We start from the raw sequence: 18,400 nt of genomic DNA, 5'->3' as shown, positions 1-18,400 counted from the left end.
ACCTAAACATCGGTTTAGTCCACATGAAAAGAACCCCCTGCAAGGCCTGCGCGCGTCGTCGGAAGGCAATCGCGCGTGTCTGGAAAAAAGTAACACGTCTCACAAATAGGAGAACCAAGTGAAGAACGTCAATCGAATGTCAGTTGAGGAACTTTCGTTTCCTCGTACCAACCGCAATCATGCGGTTGCGGTGCTGTCCAGCACCATGCCGGGAGTGTGCCAGCCAGTGGCAGCAATCCCGATGCTCCGTGAAGACGCTCTGCGCGGGGCCATTTCCATTAACTTGGAAATGCTCGAGACAAAAGAGATCCTCATGAACCCGGTTAACGCCCGGGTTACAGCGTGGCTCGTGCCGTGGCTGGCGGACCCCCGGTTCGAGGGATCGGAAGATCAGTTCAATCGCTCGTGGGCGGGCCGCGCCAAGATCAACGGCGGCGCTACTGTGCCGTTCTTCGAAACCCATGCCATGCCCGCCCATGGTCAAGACCCGATATACAAGGCGCTGGGCATGCATGCCCCCGTGGGTGCGCAGGTCAACAACTGGTATCGCAAGGCGTATAACCTGATCTGGAATTATCGCGCGGCAAACCGTTCCCGTCACCTCGACGAGCGTCTGCTCGACGATACTTCCCTCGCCCCGGCTTTCTGGCAGCATTCGCGCTTTGCCCACATCGTGCCTGACTTCGATGATGCGATGTTCGAGGGCGAAGTCGCCTTGAATATCGTGGAGCAGCGTCTCCCCATTTCGGGCATTGGTGTGCCGACCGTGGCCGTGGGCCAGAGCGGGCCTCTTCAGGTCCGTGAGACAATGCGCGGCGGAGACGCGCAGGTGACGAATTACGGCATCGGCATGTCGACCACGACGAGCAGTCCCAACTTCTTTTGGATGCGTGGTGTGTCGGGTCCGGGCGGCTATTTCGTCCCGGATATTTATGCCGAAATGCAGCAAGGCGGCGTCACCATTTCGCTCGCCAATCTCGAATTGGCCAAGAAAACGCAAGCCTTCGCGCGGCTGCGGCAGCAATTCGAGGGGCATGACATTGACGACGAATGGCTCGTCGACATGTTGATGTCGGGCCTATCCATTCCCGACATGGCGCTCCGGCATCCGATTATGATTGCGGATCGAACCGTTCGGTTTGGCCAGGCGAAGCGCTATGCCACCGACGCGGGCAACCTCGATGAAAGCGCCGTGTCCGGCGCGGCCCGCGTCAACCTTAACCTGCGCGTCCCGCAACTGCGGACGGGCGGCGTTGTCATGGTTCTGGTTGAGATCCTGCCGGACCAGTTGTTCGAGCGGCAGGCTGACCCGTTCTTCATGACCAATGACGAGCGCCAGGGCGATACGTTTAAGCACCTGCCGGACGCGCTGCGGGACACGCTCGATCCGCAGCCGGTCGATATCGTTCTTAACAAGGAAATCGACACGGACCACGCAAGCCCGAACGGGCGGTTCGGCTATGCGCCCATGAACTGGAAATGGAACGCGTCCGGTCCGAAGGTTGGTGGCAAGTTCCTGCGGCCTGCGGCCAATACCAGCTTTGATGAAGCGCGCCAGCGCATTTGGGCTGTCGAGCAGGTCAATCCCGGCCTGACGCAGGATTTCTATATCTGCCGGTCCATCCATACCAAGCCGTTCCTCAATGAGGTCGGAGACCCCTTCGAATACACCGCGATGGGCAATTGCGTCCTGAACGGTCTTACGCAGTTCGGCGCTGGTCTCATTGAGGCGACCGGCAATTATGACAAGGTCGCGGAAAAAGCTCCCGTCGACCGCATTCAGGCGGAGTAAGCGCAAATGGCTATCAAGATCGGCAAAATCTCCAAGTTCATGGTCATGCCTTCCGGCATGGCCCTGAACCTCGACCGGCAGGAGGCGCGCAAAGTGCGCCTCGAATTCAACTGCGAACGGGAAACCCGTTTCGACGTGGTCCAGGACGGAAATGTCTATTTCCTCGCCTGCGTCCAAGCCGGGCATGAAACCATCGAATTCATTGTCGATGGCCCCTGTCAGGTCCAGCCAACGAGCGACGGCGAGGTGTGGCTTTATACGGACGAAGGTCCGCACCTCGTCTACGAAAGCGACGAAGCGTCCTTTGTCGAGCTCGATTTCACGAAGTCGCCAGAGCTTACGCAGTTCGAGCGCATTCAGGCCATTGCCCGCCTGAAACTTGAGCAGCGAGAGGCGGAAACCCGCCAGCTTCTGGATGATCTTCGGGCCGAAAAGGCCGCACGTGACAAGGAGAACGGCGATGCAACAGCAACGGAAAAGTCTGCAAACGCTCCTGCGGGAAGCAAGGGAGCGAAGGGAGCAGCAAATCAGGGCGACACCGAACCTGAAAGCGGCGGGGCGGCATCCGACGAAGGAGCTACCTCCGGAGCTAGCGGAGCCTCCAAGTCCGCCAAGTGATTTGCAAGCCGCGCTGAGGGAAATGGTCGACAGGCCATTTCTCCAGTCGCAGCGGTACGCTGATCAGCAGAAGCGGGCCAAGCTCGAAGGGGCGCACCCCGACATTGTCGAGTTCGTCCGCGTGCTTCCTAAGCGTATGGCAAAGCATGGTGTCCCCATGTTCGCAAGTGAGGTCTGGCGTTCAGACGAGCGGCAGAACCAGCTTTTCGAGCAAGGCTTCTCCAAGGCTCGGGCCGGGCAGGGTCCGCACCCCTTCGGGTGCGCGGCAGACTTGGTGCATGGCGTTCGCGGCTGGAATTTAAACCGCGATCAATGGCGGCTGGTCGGTCATATCGGCCAGGAGCTTGTCACCCAGAAGGGGCTGAACCTCGTCTGGGGTGGTAACTGGCCGGATTTCTATGATCCGGCCCATTGGCAGGTCGCGGACTGGAAAGTTCAGGCCGCAGACTTCCCGTTCCCGCGCATCGAAAAGTGGGAACGCAACTGGAAAAAGCGGCTTGAGGCCGCTTTGGCGCAACAGGCCACGTTAGCGGCCAAGTGAGCATGCCGGGCGGATTTTGGATCCAAAATCCGCCCGGCCCCATACATACCTTGTCCCCATATGCAGTTAGTGACACGCGATAGGAGAATCAAATGCAAAAAGACCGGGAATTGATTGAGCGGATCGCCAAAGCCCTTTTCGAGGAGGTGCAAGCCTGCGAACCTCATCACGCCGCCTCCCTGTGGGAGGCTCTGCCTGATGAGCACGATAGGTACGTGGATAAAAGGTATTACCGCGAGCGCGCTGAAAGGGTCGCGTACCCTGATGTGTAAATCACCGGGATACCTCGCAGACGGTACGCAAATCGCGTGTCGCAACTGCTCGCTATGCAAAGCCCGGACCCGTAACGATTGGATCGGGCGCTGCATAGCGGAAAGTAAAACGGCCAAAGCCTGTCATGTGATCAACCTGACGTATGGCCGTAATAGCGCTGGGGACGTTCTCCACGAGCGCTCTGTGCTCCTGACCTATTCTGACGTTCAGAAATTCCTCAAGCTCCTGCGCCGTCACGGCTACCCCGTGCGTTACTTCGTAACCGGCGAATATGGGAGCGATAAGGGCAGGGCACACTGGCACCTGATCCTGTTCTGGCAAGACAAGGTGCCGGACTTCGCCGGATGGGACCAATACGGCGAATGGCTAACCCGCGCCTCCGATGAACAGCGCTTCAACTGGGTGCGGGTAGACGAAAACAAGCGGGCCGTTATGGACCCGCAAACCGGCGAACCTTCATGGCTTTGGCCTCACGGCTTCGCCTTTGTCCAACCTGTGACGCAACAGACTATCCAATACGTCTGCTATTACGTCCTCAAGGAATTGGACCATGAGGGGCGGCAATATCATTGCGCGCAAAGCAAAAAGCCGCCTCTCGGAATGGCCTATTTTGAGCAGCTGGCCGAACGCATGGTCGAGGCCGAAATCGCCCCCCAAAGCCCGGAATACAAGTTCCCGGGCGTCACAAGACGCAAAAAGGCTGGGGGCAGGGAAGTTATTCCCTTCTGGCTCAAGGATAGGCCCCTCGAAATGTTCCTAGACCACTTCATAGCAACGTGGGCGGAACGCAACGGCGACCAAAAGCGGCCAGCAAGCCCGCTTGTCGACCTCTACGAGGAATGGGGGCGCGTCGTCTCGGAAGAATACGCAACCGAGATCGGCGTGGCTGAATGGCAAGCCGAAACAAAATTCCAGATGCTGGAAGACGGCAAGCCGCTCCCATTCCAAAGGGCTCCGGAAGAGCCCAACAAATATGCCGCATGGGACCCGTTCTTTGCGGAGTGCAACTGGTGGAACGTCTATTTCAAGGGGTTTGGCGATGGCGAAGAAAGACAGAGACACGAACAAGACGTCCATTACCACGAGCGCCTCGTCGCCAAGTGGGAGCAGTGTCAGCAAGTCTTCGGGGACCCACCGGGGCATTGGCAGCACAGTCGTCAATGGTATGAAGACGCCTGTAGCGCCCTCGCCAATTATCACCGGTTCCAAAGCGTCGATGAGTGGCAGCGTTTCCGCCAGGGCGAATGCGACGATCTCGACCAACTACGTGGGGACGGTGAACGGCTCGGCCCCGTTGGCACGTGGAACAAACACTATCCCCGACAATCCGGGGACGGTGCCGGTGGCGCCAGACCCGGTCCGGGGGGCCAGCCGTAACCCGCAACACCTCCGCTCCAAGCTCGTCATATCAGCGCCCAATAATACCAAGGCAAAAACCGCCAGCCCGACCAAAGAGAGGTCACCTAATCAGGTGCGCGAAAAGGCGGACAGTCCTATGTGCAAGGCGCGGCCAAAGGACAATAAGCCCAAAGGCGGCGGAGGAAGCGGAAAACGGTTTGTGCCGTGGAAGGGCACAAAATTCGGCTGCTAGACCAAAGGCCGTACGCCGACCGCCTTTAGCGCGGCCCTGCGTTCGGCTTCGCGCCTGTCAAAGTCCGCTTTCCATGCGGCTGCGCGTAACGGGGCCTCGTAGGTCCACCATGATGCAAATTCCTGTGCATCAAGTTCGGAACGAAAAGACCAATAAGAGCGGCGGCCGGCACATAATTTGCGGGCCGCCGCTTGGCCTTTCACCACGGCAAAAATCTCGCTTAACTCATTGACGCAAACAAAATACTTGTGCGGACGCATTGGCTTCCTCGGTGGGAGACATCGGGCCAATGCGCGCTTATCAAATAGCGCTGTAGCGAGGCCCGATGCGGTGAGCCACGGTGTTGACAAATCCCGCAAATCACCGCAACGGTTTTGGCGGGTTATGGTTCGCATAATATATATTATGGAACTTTTATGCGTTCGTTTTGGGGTGTCACAGGATCGCGGTGATAACGCTGGCCAGACTAGCATGTACTTATCGCCCGAGGATAAGTCAGCCTCAGCGATTGAGAATTTGACCCGTGAGAACGTCGATACGCATGCCGTCGAAGGCCGGTGTGACGTTGTCCGGCGTCGCCGCATCGGTGGCGGCGTAATCGAGGTCGATGTGCATGTCCGTAAGCACTGCCTGTCGCGGACGGAACTGCGCAATCAGATCAAGGCTTTCGCCCAAGCTCAAATGGCTCGGATGCGGCGTCGGTCGCAAGGCATCGAGCACCCAGAGCGCAAGGCCTTGCAAAGCCTCATGGGACGTGTCGGAAAACCCAGACAGATCACAGCTATAGGCGAAGTCATGCACGCGGAAGCCGAGCGACGTGATATCTCCGTGCTGTTGCTCGAAAGCCAGAAGTTCCAGACTGCCGCCAGGCCCGTCGATGCTCAGCATGTGACCTGGCTCGATTTCGTGCGCGTTGAGGATCGGCGGGTAGCTGCTTCCCACGGGCGTGGTGAAGCAATAACCGAAAGCCTCGCGGATACGTTGGCCGCATTCAGTGGTGAAATAGACGTCGACGCGGCGGCGATTGTGCAGTGCCAGGACGCGAAGATCGTCGATGCCATGGGTGTGGTCGGCATGTTCATGCGTGTAGAAAACGGCGTCGACGCGGTCTACCCGAGCGTCCAGAAGCTGCTCGCGGATATCGGCTCCGGTGTCGATAAGTACCCGTGTCGGTTCGCTAATTCCGTCACGCCAAGCCTCTATGAGCAAGGCACAGCGGCGCCGGCGGTTACGCGGCTCGGTGGGGTCGCACACGCCCCAGTCATTGCCGATGCGCGGCACGCCGCCGGAGGATCCACAGCCCAGAATGGTCGCGATAATCCGGTCCGGTTTCGCCATCATCTCAAGCCGGTCTTGGAGAACAGACGGGCAAAATTCGCCGTGGTTTCCTGGCCAACCTGCTCAAGGCTAAGCCCCCGTAATTCCGCAACTTTTTCGGCCGTGTGGCGCACGAAACTGGGCTCGTTGGACTGACCGCGATGCGGGATCGGCGCCAGGTATGGGGCGTCCGTCTCGACCAGATAGCGATCGGCCGGGACCATTTTGGCGACGGCCTGAATTTCCTGAGCGTTGCGGAATGTGACAATACCGGAAAAAGATATGTAGCCACCAAGACTTAGCGCGGTTTCAGCGAGAGCCATGCCGGCGGTGAAACAGTGGAGCACGAAGGGGAAGGCCCCCTGCCCGGTCTCTTCCTCGAGGATCGCAGCCATGTCCTCGTCGGCGGCGCGGCTGTGGATAACCAGTGGAAGACCTGTGATTCGCGCTGCGGCGATATGGCGGCGCAGGCCGATGGCCTGGGCCTCGCGCGGGGCATTGTCGTAGAAGTAATCGAGGCCCGCTTCGCCGATGGCAACGCAGCGCGCATGGGCGCTTAGCCGAACCAAGTCCTCGATTTCTATATGCAATTCCTGGTCGGCGTGATGCGGATGCGTGCCCACGGAGCACCAGACGTTGTCGAAACGTTCCGCGAGGCCGGCATAGGTGGAAAAGTTATCCACCCTTGTGGAAATCGTCACCATGCCGCTGACGCCAGCCGCCGCACAGCGCGCCATGACCCCGTCCAGATCGGCGGACAGAGCCTCGAAGTCGAGGTGGCAATGGCTATCGATCAGCATGTTACTCGGCCGGTTTTTCGAGACGCGCAAACACACCCTGAGGTAGCGGCAGCTCGCAATTCGCTAGCAGACTGTTGACGTTGAGCGCCGCATCAAGGGTCCTAGCGTCATTTTCGACGCCCAATTGGTCAAGAAGGCGCGCAGCAGATGCTGGAACGAAGGCAAGCATGGGGATAGCGAGCCGACGAACCGTGTCGGCTGTCACATAAAGCACGGTCGCCATGCGGGCCGGATCGGTCTTCTTGAGCGCCCAGGGCTCCTGCGCGGCGAAGTAATTATTGGCCGAGCTCAGCGCGGCGATGATCGCACCGGTCGCCTCGTGGACCAATTGCTGGTCCATGGCCTTCTGCGCCGTTTCCAGCGCCTCGGTGACTTCGGCAATGATAGCCTTGTCGGCGTCGGTCAACGCACCCAGTTCGGGCACCCTGCCCTCGCAGTTCTTGTTGATCATCGAGAGCGAACGCTGGGCGAGATTGCCAAGATTGTTGGCGAGGTCGGCATTGACGCGGTTGACGAGCTTTTCGTTGGAATAGTCGCCGTCATTGCCGAAGGACACTTCGCGCAGGAAGAAGTAGCGCACGGCGTCGGGGCCAAAGGTTTCGACCAGCTCAAACGGGTCGATGACATTGCCCAGCGACTTGCTCATCTTCTGGCCATCGACGGTGAGGAAGCCGTGGGCGAAGACGCGATGCTGCACATCGAGGCCGGCGCTCATGAGGAAAGCGGGCCAATAGACGGTGTGGAAACGGATGATGTCCTTGCCGATGACATGCAGGTCAGCCGGCCAGAATTTCCTGAACAGCGCGCTCTGCACGTCGGGATAGCCGACGCCGGTGATGTAATTGGTCAGCGCGTCGACCCAGACATACATGACATGGCCCGGCGCATCTGGAACGGGAATGCCCCAATCGAAAGTAGTGCGGGAGATGGAGAGGTCCTGCAGGCCACTCTTTACGAACGAGATGATCTCGTTGCGACGTTCCTTGGGTGCAATGAAGTCGGGATTGGCTTCGTAGAGGTCGAGCAGCCTCTGCTGATAGGCCGAGAGGCGGAAGAAATAGGTCGGCTCCTCGACCCATTCGACCTCGGCGCCCGACGGCGCGAAGCGCTTGCCATCCTTCTCGGTGAGCTCGGCCTCATCGAAATAGGCCTCGTCGCGCACCGAATACCAGCCCTTGTAGGTGGACTGGAAGATGTCGCCGCCAGCGTTTTCGGCCATCTTTTTCCAGATGGCCTGCGAGGCGTCGTGGTGGCGCGGCTCGGTTGTGCGAATGAAATCGTCGTTGGACAGGTTGAGCGCAGCAGCGAGGTTCTTGAACTCGCCGGCATTGCGGTCGGCCAGCTCGCGGACGGGAATGCCTTCCTTGGCCGCGGTCTGTACCATCTTGATGCCGTGCTCGTCCGTGCCGGTCAGGAAATAGACCTCCCTGCCCTCCAGCCGCTTCCAGCGGGCGATGGCGTCGGTGGCGATCATCTCATAGGCGTGGCCGATGTGAGGGGCGCCATTGGGATAGGAAATCGCGGTCGTGACGTAGAAGGGCTTGGCGGTCATGCTGGCTCGACGGGATTGGCGGACAGGGCGCAATGCTTCCGGACGGAATCGAAGATCACGACCAGCGTCTGCTTCATATCGAGGTTGACGCTGTCGGCTTCGGCCAGAAGTGCGTTTGCCTTCTCCCATAGCTCGGTGGCGGAGGCAAGCCGCCTGCGCTGGCCGGGCTGAGTCGCCGCCTCGCGCAATTCGCTGGCCATCCAGTCGTTGAGGATCTCGCGCGCGAAGGACATGTCAGGCCCCTGCGCATTGGCACCCAAGGCATCGGCAAGCTGGAGCTGCGCCGAAATGGGCGCGGCGTTAGGGCCTTGCAGCCAGAGGATCAGCGCCCCGACCGGTGAATCTGGCGCAAGGGCAAGCGTTTCGAAGGCGCGTCTCGGGCGACCGCCGGCCAGCTGCACGGCGCGATCCAGCGCGGCGGCATCGATAGCGGGAAGGCTTTCGGTGACGATGCGGGTCAAGACCGCATCGGGCAAGGGCCGCAACGCGACGTTATGGCAGCGCGACTTGATGGTCGGCAGCAGTGCCCCGGGCCGATGGGAAATGAGAAAGAACGTGGTATCGGCGGGCGGCTCTTCCAACGTCTTGAGCAGCGCGTTGGCGGCATTGGGATTGCAATCGTCGATGCTGTCGAGGATGGCGATGCGATGCCCGGTGCGGCCGCGCGTCTGCTGCAGGGTATCGCGCAGATCGCGCACATCCTCGACCCGGATGACCGAGTAATAGCTCTTGCTGTCCTTTGGCCGGCGGCGCAGGACGGACAGATTGGGATGGGACAGGGCAGCCACCTGTTCGCGGACGCGCAAGGCGCCCTCATCGCCAGTCGCCTCAAGGATGGTGGTCGCCAACTCGAAAGCGAAGGTCGCCTTGCCGATACCCTGTGGCCCATGCAGCATGATGGCGCCGGGCAGACGATGTTCGGCGAGTTGCGCCAGAATGGCGGCTCGCGCGGCGTCATGGCCGAGAGCCAATTGCCGCTGCTCGGGCAGCATCACGCCGTCCAGTGCGTTTGGGTCGGTCACGCCAGCGACCTGCCCTGCAATTCCGGAAAGCGCTCGCTCACGACGGTCCAGATGGCAGTCTCGAGCGCTTCCTCGTCCTGCTCAGCCGAGACGACGACGCAGCGGTCGGGATTGTTGCGGGCAATGTCGAGGAAATTGGCGCGGAGCAATTGGTGCCACTCGATTTCCTCCTTCTCGAACCGGTCGCCGGTCGCCTGGAGACCTTCCTCGAGCGTGCGCTGTTCGACGCGCTTGAAGGCCGTCAGCGGGTCCATATCCAGGACGATGGTGAGATCGGGCGTATGGCCATCGAGCGCCAAATCTTCGAGGGCATTGATGAGGCGGTCGTCCACGCCCCCGGTCAGCCCCTGATAGGCGCGGGTGGAATCGCAGAAGCGATCGGAAATCACCCAGGTGCCCTTGGCCAGATTGGGCGCGATCATTTCATTGACGTGATCGAGACGGGCTGCGGCGAAGAGCACGGCCTCGGCTCCGGCGCCCCAGGCCTCGGAGCGTCCCTGAAGAATGAAGGACCGGATGGCCTCCGCCTTCGGCGTTCCGCCGGGCTCACGGGTTCGGACAACATCGATGGCGCGCTGGCTGAGATTGGTGAGCAGTCGGCGCACCTGCGTCGACTTGCCGACACCTTCACCCCCCTCGAAGGTGATGAAGCGGGCGGGACGTCGATTTGGCGCTTCGAGCATTGGCAGGTCGATTCCTTGGATCACTTCCCTTTTACGGCACACGTCCCGAAGGGAAAAGGGAGCTGGTCCACTTACCGGGCCGACACCGGCGCAAGGTGGGGTCTGTATCGCTCCACTGGAGCGATTTGCCCTGCGGGACGGCTCTGCCCGCCCTTCGAGCATAGCTCTCCGGGCCTTTTCGCCTCAAATCTTTCCACTGGAGCGATTTGCCCTGCGGGACGGCTCAAAGCCAGCCGATGGCGAGTTGTTTCAGGGCGTCGGTGGCACGGCGGACGAGGTCGCCTTGCCTGACGTCTTCGGCAGCGTAGAGAGGCGCGGACTGAACCAGCTGATCGTTGCAGAAGACCCGCAATTCGCCGATCCGGTCGCCCTGGCGCACGGGCGGCAGAAGCGGACCGTTATAATTGAGTGTGGCCGAGAGGCATTGCCGGGAGCCGCGCGGCAGGTAGAGCGCGATCTCGCCCTGCCCCACCATGGCGACGCTGGAGGCCTCGCCGCCATAGACATCGGCATAGCCGACCACGGCGCCGGCGGCATAGGGTGTGATGCGCTCAAAGGCGCGCTGGCCCCAGGTGAGGAGCTTGCGGCCCTCCTCGGCGCGTTCGCGCATGGAGGTGAGGCCATGGACCACGGCAATCAGGCGACGATCCCCCTGGGCGGTGGAGATCACCGAACCATAGCCGGCAGCATTGGTGTGGCCGGTCTTGAGGCCATCGACGCCGATACCGACATCGATCAGCGAATTGCGGTTGGGCTGCCGGATATTGTTCCATTCCATCTCCGGCTCGGAGAAGTAGTGGTAATATTCGGGGAATTCGCGGATCAGGTAGCGGCCGATCTCCGCCAGGTCCCGAGCTGTGGAATATTCGTCAGGATCTGGAAGCCCGGTGGAATTGGTGAAGTTGGAGCCATCGAGACCAATGGTGCCGGCCAGCTCGTTCATCATCGAGGCAAAGGTGGCTTCGCTGCCAGCAATCCCTTCGGCCAGAACGATGGCCGCATCGTTGCCCGACTGGATGATGACGGAGCGGACGAGGTCTTCGACGCGGATCTGGGAATTGAGCTCGGCGAACATGGTCGAGCCGCCCGAAGTGGCGCCGCCCGTGCGCCAAGCATTTTCCGAGACGAAGAAGGTGTCATCGAGACTGATGCGGCCGGCGCGAATTTCGTTGAAGACGACGGCCAGCGTCATGAGCTTGGTCATGCTGGCCGGCTCGAGCCGCAGGTCCGCGTCCTTCTGGAAGATGATGGCGCCGGATTCGTAATCCATCAGCACGGCGAACCGCGCCTTGGTGTCGAAATCGACCTGGGCCGACACGCTTGCGGCCATGGCCAGAAAGGCAATGACAATGGCGCTCAATACTCTCACGGCGTCGCTCCTCATCCCGCACGAAACCGCCCCGAAAGACCGGGGCGGCACCGTTCTCTGCTAATAAGGGACTATGTCCCCCAGGCCAAGTTCCCGCGCCAGCCCCGAAACGTCCTCGCGACCCACCCCCGGCTTCAAATAAGTGAGAGTGAGGCGGGTGGCGGCGCGGCCATTTGCCGTTACCGGCTGTTCGGTCACCGCGCCGAGCAGGGCGAATTCCTGAACGAGCCGCTGGGCATTGGCGGGATCGGCATAGACGCCAAGGCCGATCTCGACCTGACGGCTATCGGCATCGATCGAGGCCGCCCAGGCCGCCAGATCGGCATTGCCGGTCGCCATGGCATTGGCCGCGGCATGGGCCGAACCGATGGCGGCATCGGCCTGCTGCGCGGTGTCGGCATAAGAAAAGAGACCGGTGATGAAATTGGTGGTCATGCCGACAAGGCTGCGATCGCTCTGCCCGCCGGCGCTGGCGACGCTGGTGCGGCCGGTGTCATAGGCCGGGCCATTGTAGCTGGCGACAAGGGTGCGGGTATCGTCGCCATTGAGCGGGGCTTCGCCGACATATTCGACCGTCACATTGGCCGAACCATTGTTGACGTAGCCCAACATGGAGGCTGCGCGGTAGCTGAGATCGATGATGCGGCCCGCCACGTAAGGCCCGCGATCATTGACGCGCACGACCAGGGAGCGGCCATTGTCCTTGTTGGTCACCCGGACATAGGACGGCAGCGGCAAGGTGGGATGGGCGGCAGTGATGTGATTGGCCGAGAAGATCTCGCCATTGGCCGTCTGGCGGCCGTGAAAATCGGAGCCGTACCAAGAGGCCGTGCCGGACGCGGAATAGCTCGGATTGTGCTGGGGCACATAGGTCTTGCCGCGCACCGTATAGGGCTTGCCGACCTGGTAGCGCCCGCCGCCGCGGGGCGGATTGGGATTGGAGGTGACGCGCGGCGAGACGGCGACGCCATATTCGCTGGTGGTGAAGGCACCCCGCTTGACGGTGGCGCCGAGGCCGCCGCCGGTCGCGCAGGCAGCGATCATGGGAACGATGAGGGCCGAAAGGGCCAGGACACGGACGGCGCTGCGCCAGGAGGTCGTCACGGTACGCAATACTCTACAAAAATCAGAACTATTCGCGCGAAAGGGTAACCCAGCCATCGCACTGTTCACAGAAAGGAACAATTTTACGGTTTAGAGGAGGTTAAGGTGATCGAACCGTTACCAATGGCTTGGGCATTATCCGCATCCAGGCCGAACAGGCCCTAAGGGGACATTGTTCGGCCTTGGCGCTTGACTGATATAAAGATATCTTTATGTGATGCATGTGCGTTGCGCGTGCCTGCCCACCAATGAAAGAGAGGACGGCGATGAGCCCCTCCCCCGTATCGAACCCGGACCGTTCCAAAACCGATTGGCGCGAGGTGCGCTCGGCGCTGAGCGCGGCGATGCAGGAGCGCATCCTGGTGCTGGACGGCGCCATGGGCACGATGATCCAGCGGCTGGGGCTGGAGGAAGAGAATTTCCGCGGTGCGCGCTTCAAGGACTGGAGCCACCCGCTCAAGGGGAACAATGACCTCCTCGTCATTACCGAACCGCAGCGGATCGAGAATATCCACTTCGCCTATTTCATGGCCGGGGCGGATATCGTGGAGACCAATACATTCTCGGCCACATCGGTGGCGCAGGCCGATTACGGCTGCGAGGACGCGGTCTACGATATCAATTTCCAGGGTGTGGTCGTGGCGCGGCGGGCGGCGATCCGGGCCGAGCGTGAGGATGGAAGGCGGCGCTTCGTGGCCGGCGCGCTGGGGCCGACCAACAAGACGGCGTCGATGTCCACAGACGTCAATTCGCCCGGCCATCGCGCGATCACATTCGACGCGCTGGTCGAGGCCTATGGCGAGGCGATCCGTGGTCTGGTCGATGCCGGCGCGGACATGCTGCTGTTCGAGACCATCACCGATACGCTGAACACCAAGGCGGGCATCTTTGCCGCGCAGAAGCTGTTCGACGAGCGCGGCATCGACGTGCCGATCATGATTTCGGGGACCATCACTGATCTTTCGGGCCGTACATTGTCCGGGCAGACGCCGACGGCGTTCTGGTATTCGATCCGCCATGCCAAGCCGATCACGATCGGGCTCAATTGCGCGCTGGGCGCGGACCTGATGCGCGACCATATCGCCGAGCTGTCGGGCGTCGCCGACACGTTCGTGTGCGCCTATCCCAATGCGGGCCTGCCCAACGAAATGGGGGCCTATGACGAAACCCCAGAGCAGATGGCAAGCCAGTTGCGCGCCTTTGCCAGCGACGGCCTGCTCAACATCGTGGGCGGCTGCTGCGGCTCGACGCCGGACCATATCCGGGCCATTGCCGACATGGCAGCGCAATACCAGCCGCGCCAGGTGCCCGAGGCGGACAAGCTGCTGCGCCTGGCCGGGCTCGAGCCGTTCACGCTCACGCAGGACATTCCCTTCGTCAATATCGGCGAGCGCACCAATGTCACCGGTTCGGCTCGCTTCCGCAAGCTCATTACCGCGGGCGACTACACCGCGGCGCTCGACGTGGCACGCGACCAGGTGGCCAATGGCGCCCAGGTCATCGACATCAACATGGATGAAGGCCTGATCGACAGCCAGCAGGTGATGGTGGACTACCTCAACCTGCTCGCGGCCGAGCCGGACATCGCCAAGGTGCCGTTGATGATCGACAGTTCCAAGTGGGACGTGATCGAGGCGGGGCTCAAATGCGTGCAGGGCAAGGCCCTGGTGAACTCGATTTCGCTGAAGGAAGGTGAAGAGGCGTTCATCCATCATGCACGGCTGGTCAAGGCCTATGGTGCCGCCGTGGTGGTGATGGCGTTCGACGAGACCGGGCAGGCCGACACCAAGCAGCGCAAGGTCGAGATCTGTGCGCGGGCCTACAAGATCCTCGTCGACGACGTCGGTTTCCCGCCTGAGGACATCATCTTCGACCCCAACGTGTTCGCCGTTGCGACCGGCATCGAGGAGCACAACAATTACGGCGTCGATTTTATCGAGGCCACCAAGGAAATCACCGAAACCCTGCCGCATGTGCATATCTCGGGCGGCATTTCCAACCTTTCCTTCTCGTTCCGTGGCAACGAGCCGGTGCGCGAGGCCATGCACGCGGTGTTCCTCTACCATGCCATCCGCAACGGCATGGACATGGGCATCGTCAATGCGGGGCAATTGGCCGTCTATGAAAGCATCGACACGGAATTGCGCGATGCCTGCGAGGACGTGATCCTCAATCGGCGGGCGGATTCCACCGACCGCATGCTGGACCTGGCGGAGCGCTACAAGGGCCAGGGCGGTGGCGCGGGCAAGGCAAAGGACCTGTCCTGGCGGCAATTGCCAGTGGGCGAGCGCATCACCCATGCCCTGGTGAACGGCGTGACGGAATATATCGAGGCCGATACCGAGGAGGCGCGCCTGGCCTATGACAGGCCCTTGCACGTGATCGAAGGTCCGCTGATGACCGGCATGAACGTGGTGGGCGACCTGTTCGGCGCGGGCAAGATGTTCCTGCCGCAGGTGGTGAAATCGGCGCGGGTGATGAAGCAGGCCGTGGCCTATCTCATGCCCTTCATGGAGGCCGAGAAAGATGCCAATGGCGACGCTGCCGGTCGTCAGAGCGCGGGCAAGGTGCTGATGGCGACCGTCAAGGGCGACGTGCACGATATCGGCAAGAACATCGTGGGCGTCGTGCTGGCCTGCAACAATTACGAGATCATCGATCTCGGCGTCATGGTGCCGACCCAGAAGATCCTGGAAACGGCCAAGGCGGAACATGTCGACATCATCGGCCTTTCGGGACTGATCACGCCCTCGCTCGACGAGATGGTGCATGTGGCCTCGGAAATGGAGCGCGAAGGATTCGATATTCCGCTGCTGATCGGCGGCGCTACGACGAGCCGCGTGCACACGGCGGTCAAGATCCATCCGCGCTATGCGCGCGGCCAGGCGGTGCATGTGAACGATGCGAGCCGTGCCGTGGGCGTAGTGTCGAGCTTGCTGTCGGACGATACCAAGGTCAGCTTCATCGAGCAGGTTCGGGCCGAATATGCCAAGGCAGCGGCGGCCCACGAACGGGCCGAGCACGAAAAGAAGCGCCTGAGCCTGGAGGCGGCACGCGCCAATGCGTTCCGGCCGGACTGGATGGGCTATGCGCCCCCTGCCCCAGCATTCACCGGTACCCGAACCTTTACCGATTTCGACCTTGCGGAGCTGGCCGGTTACATCGACTGGACCCCCTTCTTCCAGACCTGGGAGCTGAAGGGACGCTATCCTGCCATTCTGGAGGACGAGAAGCAGGGCGAAGCAGCCCGGGCGCTCTGGGCAGACGCCCAGGCCATGCTGGCCCAGATCATCGCGGAGAAGTGGTTCGCGCCCAAAGCGGTGATCGGGTTCTGGCCAGCCAATGCGGCGGGCGACGATATCCGCCTGTTCACCGGTGAGGATCGCAAGGACGAGCTTGCCACCCTCTTCACCCTGCGCCAGCAATTGTCCAAGCGCGATGGCAAGCCGAATATGGCGCTCAGCGATTTCGTGGCGCCGCAGGACAGCGACAAGCCCGACTATATCGGCGGCTTTGTGGTGACGGCCGGGATCGAGGAGGTGGCAATCGCCGAGCGGTTCGAGCGGGCAAACGACGATTATTCCTCGATCCTGGTCAAGGCGCTGGCCGACCGCTTTGCCGAGGCCATGGCCGAATACATGCATAGACGCGTGCGCCGCGAGTTCTGGGCCTATGCCACGGATGAAGCGCTGTCTCCCGAAGAGCTGATCGCGGAGCGCTATCGCGGCATTCGCCCGGCACCGGGCTATCCGGCCCAGCCGGACCACACCGAAAAAACCACGCTGTTCCGCCTGCTGGACGCCGAAAAGAGCGTGGGCGTCAGCCTGACGGAAAGCTATGCCATGTGGCCAGGCTCGTCAGTGTCCGGGCTCTATTTCGCGCACCCCGATGCCTATTATTTCGGGGTTGCCAAGGTGGAGCGCGACCAGGTGATCGATTATGCGCAGCGCAAGGGCATGGCCGTGGAAGAGGTCGAGCGCTGGCTGGCACCGATCCTCAATTACATTCCAGCAAAGGTCGCGGCGGAGTAAAATCGCCTTCCGTTTGCGGCTCGACCATTACCGGCTTGTTGGGGTGGTCAGGCCGGGCAATGACGCTAAACGAGAGATTTGAGCGAACCCGCCATCAAAATCATGACCCGCATCGAAACCATTCCCGTTACCCTCATCACCCGACCCGGCCATACCGTTGGCCTTGATGCCGATACCGCGTTCATTCGGCTGCCCGCCAATTCGGGACATGGGCATGGCGACGGCGAGGTGTGCATTGCCTGTGCCGGCCGGACGGATGTGCGGGCCCTGCTGCATAACCTCCTGGAAGAGCAGAAGCGCGGCATGCGGCCGGCATTTCGGCACGTCGTGGTGGATGCGAGCGCCCTGGACGATCCTCAGCAGGTGGTGCTGGCGCTGACGGGCAGATTGCCGGCGCAGGCGTTGCGCGACCACAGCGTGGCCAGGCTGTTCCGCCTGGTGGAGACGGTCTAAAGCCAGTTGAGGCCATCTCGCTAGGCCTAGCTCTCAAGAGGACACGGACCACAGAGCGAAGGCGCCCCTGCCCTCGCCCTTGGCGGCAAGGATGGTTAGGGTCAGCGCTTCAGCAAAGGCGATTCCATGACTATTCCCTTTTTCGACGGCCATAACGACACCCTGCTTCGTCTGCTCGAAAAGCCGCGCGACCAACAGGTTGCCGCATTCGTCGACGGCACGGCCGACGGCCATATCGACCTGCCCCGCGCCCGTACCGCCGGCATGGCAGGCGGCTTTTTTGCGATGTTTCCACCACCAGTGAAAACGGACCTCGCAGGGGTTGCAGCCTCCCCCAATTATGCCAAGGGCGAATTGCCGCCGGAACTGAGCCTTGCCGACGCGCAATATTCGACCCATGGCATGGCCGCCCTGTTGCTCGACCTCGACCGGGCCGGGGCGCTCAGCATCTGCTGCAGCGCCGCAGAGCTGCGCGCTGCCATGGCAGCGGACAGGCTGGCCGCCATTTTTCATATCGAGGGCGCCGAGGCCATCGACACCGAATTCAGGTCCTTCGAAGTGCTCTATGCGGCGGGTTTGCGCTCCATCGGCATCACCTGGAGCCGCGCCAATGCCTTCGGCACCGGCGTGCCGTTTCGGTTCGACGCCGATCCCGATATCGGCCCAGGGCTGAGCGATGTCGGCAAGGAACTGGTCCGGCTGTGCGACCAGCGCGGCGTGATGATCGATCTCAGCCATCTCAACGCCGCAGGCTTCCGCGACGTGGCGGCGATTTCGAGCAAGCCGCTGGTGGCGACCCATTCCAATGTGCATGCCATCTGTGCCTCAACGCGCAATCTGGTCGACTGGCAGCTGGCCGCCATTCGCGAGAGCGGCGGCATGGTGGGTCTCAATTACGCCACAGGGTTCCTGCGTCCGGACGGCAAGTTCGAGGCCGACACACCTATCGAGCTCATGGTCCGCCATGTCGATGCGCTTGTGGAGGCGCTGGGTGAGGACGGGGTGGCGCTTGGCTCGGATTTCGACGGGGCGATGATGCCCAAGGATGTCGGCGACGTGACCGGCGTGCCGAAATTGCTCCAGGCGCTGCTGGACAAGGGCTATGGCCAGGAGCTGGTGCGCAAGATCGCGCTGGAGAACTGGGTGAATATGGTTGAGCGCGTCATGGGGTAGCGAGCCTGGCTCGCTCGACGCATGGGCCCGCGCTTTCGCGGGCCCGCCGAATAGCGAGGTCGGGCACCGCGTGCCGCGACC

The 18,400-nt window shown here is 61.6% G+C and carries 16 protein-coding genes; 8 read left to right on the top strand and 8 right to left on the bottom strand.

Annotated elements, in window-relative coordinates; genetic code table 11:
- Positions 1-118: 118 nt before the first annotated feature.
- The 5 genes from VE26_RS06345 to VE26_RS06325 all read left to right on the top strand — a co-directional run bounded on the left by VE26_RS06345 (position 119) and on the right by VE26_RS06325 (position 4,601).
- Positions 119-1,792: a hypothetical protein gene (locus VE26_RS06345; protein ID WP_152658740.1), complete on the top strand. Its 1,674-nt coding sequence runs from the start codon at positions 119-121 to the stop codon at positions 1,790-1,792.
- 6 nt (positions 1,793-1,798) lie between these two features.
- Entirely contained in the window at positions 1,799-2,410 is a 612-nt protein-coding gene (locus VE26_RS18030; protein WP_046104214.1) for a hypothetical protein, read from the top strand.
- Position 2,411: 1 nt separating this feature from the next.
- Positions 2,412-2,951 (top strand): M15 family metallopeptidase, encoded by a 540-nt coding sequence (locus VE26_RS06335; RefSeq protein ID WP_160297813.1) that lies wholly within the window; start codon positions 2,412-2,414, stop codon positions 2,949-2,951.
- A gap of 92 nt (positions 2,952-3,043) precedes the next feature.
- Complete coding sequence (locus tag VE26_RS06330; protein ID WP_046104212.1) at positions 3,044-3,223, top strand: hypothetical protein; 180 nt, start codon at positions 3,044-3,046, stop codon at positions 3,221-3,223.
- A complete protein-coding gene (locus VE26_RS06325) occupies positions 3,150-4,601 on the top strand; it encodes a rolling circle replication-associated protein (protein WP_425283826.1) in 1,452 nt (483 codons plus the stop codon). Before VE26_RS06330 ends, VE26_RS06325 begins: the two co-directional genes overlap by 74 nt.
- A gap of 210 nt (positions 4,602-4,811) precedes the next feature.
- Here the strand turns inward: VE26_RS06325 and VE26_RS17750 are convergent, their stop codons facing one another.
- From VE26_RS17750 to VE26_RS17055, 8 genes are all read right to left on the bottom strand, one after another.
- Complete coding sequence (locus VE26_RS17750; RefSeq protein ID WP_152658737.1) at positions 4,812-5,075, bottom strand: hypothetical protein; 264 nt, start codon at positions 5,073-5,075, stop codon at positions 4,812-4,814.
- 241 nt (positions 5,076-5,316) lie between these two features.
- The gene (locus VE26_RS06320) at positions 5,317-6,156 is read right to left on the bottom strand and encodes an MBL fold metallo-hydrolase (protein WP_046104210.1); all 840 of its coding nucleotides are present in this window, start codon (positions 6,154-6,156) and stop codon (positions 5,317-5,319) included.
- Positions 6,153-6,932, bottom strand: a complete 780-nt coding sequence (locus VE26_RS06315; RefSeq protein ID WP_046104209.1) for a TatD family hydrolase — start codon at positions 6,930-6,932, stop codon at positions 6,153-6,155. The genes VE26_RS06320 and VE26_RS06315 overlap by 4 nt, the downstream gene beginning before the upstream one ends.
- Before the next feature lies 1 nt (position 6,933).
- Positions 6,934-8,484, bottom strand: coding sequence for a methionine--tRNA ligase (metG, locus tag VE26_RS06310; protein WP_046104208.1), 1,551 nt, complete (start codon positions 8,482-8,484; stop codon positions 6,934-6,936).
- Entirely contained in the window at positions 8,481-9,506 is a 1,026-nt protein-coding gene (locus tag VE26_RS17060) for an AAA family ATPase (protein WP_052715718.1), read from the bottom strand. The genes metG and VE26_RS17060 overlap by 4 nt, the downstream gene beginning before the upstream one ends.
- Positions 9,503-10,189 (bottom strand): dTMP kinase, encoded by a 687-nt coding sequence (gene tmk, locus VE26_RS06300; protein WP_046105091.1) that lies wholly within the window; start codon positions 10,187-10,189, stop codon positions 9,503-9,505. Before tmk ends, VE26_RS17060 begins: the two co-directional genes overlap by 4 nt.
- A 223-nt stretch (positions 10,190-10,412) precedes the next feature.
- The gene (locus VE26_RS06295) at positions 10,413-11,558 is read right to left on the bottom strand and encodes a D-alanyl-D-alanine carboxypeptidase family protein (protein ID WP_244465639.1); all 1,146 of its coding nucleotides are present in this window, start codon (positions 11,556-11,558) and stop codon (positions 10,413-10,415) included.
- Between the two features lie 60 nt (positions 11,559-11,618).
- Positions 11,619-12,662: a septal ring lytic transglycosylase RlpA family protein gene (locus VE26_RS17055; protein WP_244465638.1), complete on the bottom strand. Its 1,044-nt coding sequence runs from the start codon at positions 12,660-12,662 to the stop codon at positions 11,619-11,621.
- A 266-nt stretch (positions 12,663-12,928) separates the two neighbouring features.
- Between VE26_RS17055 and metH the strand changes: the two genes are divergently transcribed.
- The 3 genes from metH to VE26_RS06275 all read left to right on the top strand — a co-directional run bounded on the left by metH (position 12,929) and on the right by VE26_RS06275 (position 18,319).
- Positions 12,929-16,693 (top strand): methionine synthase, encoded by a 3,765-nt coding sequence (gene metH, locus VE26_RS06285; RefSeq protein ID WP_046104207.1) that lies wholly within the window; start codon positions 12,929-12,931, stop codon positions 16,691-16,693.
- A 102-nt stretch (positions 16,694-16,795) separates the two neighbouring features.
- Complete coding sequence (locus tag VE26_RS06280; protein ID WP_152658736.1) at positions 16,796-17,146, top strand: P-loop NTPase family protein; 351 nt, start codon at positions 16,796-16,798, stop codon at positions 17,144-17,146.
- 126 nt (positions 17,147-17,272) lie between these two features.
- Positions 17,273-18,319: a dipeptidase gene (locus VE26_RS06275; RefSeq protein WP_046104205.1), complete on the top strand. Its 1,047-nt coding sequence runs from the start codon at positions 17,273-17,275 to the stop codon at positions 18,317-18,319.
- Positions 18,320-18,400: the final 81 nt, after the last annotated feature.

Source organism: Devosia chinhatensis, from assembly GCF_000969445.1.
GTDB lineage: Bacteria > Pseudomonadota > Alphaproteobacteria > Rhizobiales > Devosiaceae > Devosia > Devosia chinhatensis.
Note: the sequence above shows the minus strand (reverse complement) of the source record. Positions and strands in the feature narration are given on the sequence as shown.

Coding starts and splice junctions, on each gene's coding strand:
- metG (WP_046104208.1), bottom strand. CDS start 8,484: ATGACCGCCAAGCCCTTCTACGTCACGACCGCGATTTCCTATCCCAAT.
- metH (WP_046104207.1), top strand. CDS start 12,929: ATGAGCCCCTCCCCCGTATCGAACCCGGACCGTTCCAAAACCGATTGG.
- tmk (WP_046105091.1), bottom strand. CDS start 10,189: ATGCTCGAAGCGCCAAATCGACGTCCCGCCCGCTTCATCACCTTCGAG.
- VE26_RS17750 (WP_152658737.1), bottom strand. CDS start 5,075: ATGCGTCCGCACAAGTATTTTGTTTGCGTCAATGAGTTAAGCGAGATT.
- VE26_RS06325 (WP_425283826.1), top strand. CDS start 3,150: ATGAGCACGATAGGTACGTGGATAAAAGGTATTACCGCGAGCGCGCTG.
- VE26_RS06315 (WP_046104209.1), bottom strand. CDS start 6,932: ATGCTGATCGATAGCCATTGCCACCTCGACTTCGAGGCTCTGTCCGCC.
- VE26_RS06280 (WP_152658736.1), top strand. CDS start 16,796: ATGACCCGCATCGAAACCATTCCCGTTACCCTCATCACCCGACCCGGC.
- VE26_RS18030 (WP_046104214.1), top strand. CDS start 1,799: ATGGCTATCAAGATCGGCAAAATCTCCAAGTTCATGGTCATGCCTTCC.
- VE26_RS06320 (WP_046104210.1), bottom strand. CDS start 6,156: ATGATGGCGAAACCGGACCGGATTATCGCGACCATTCTGGGCTGTGGA.
- VE26_RS06275 (WP_046104205.1), top strand. CDS start 17,273: ATGACTATTCCCTTTTTCGACGGCCATAACGACACCCTGCTTCGTCTG.
- VE26_RS06330 (WP_046104212.1), top strand. CDS start 3,044: ATGCAAAAAGACCGGGAATTGATTGAGCGGATCGCCAAAGCCCTTTTC.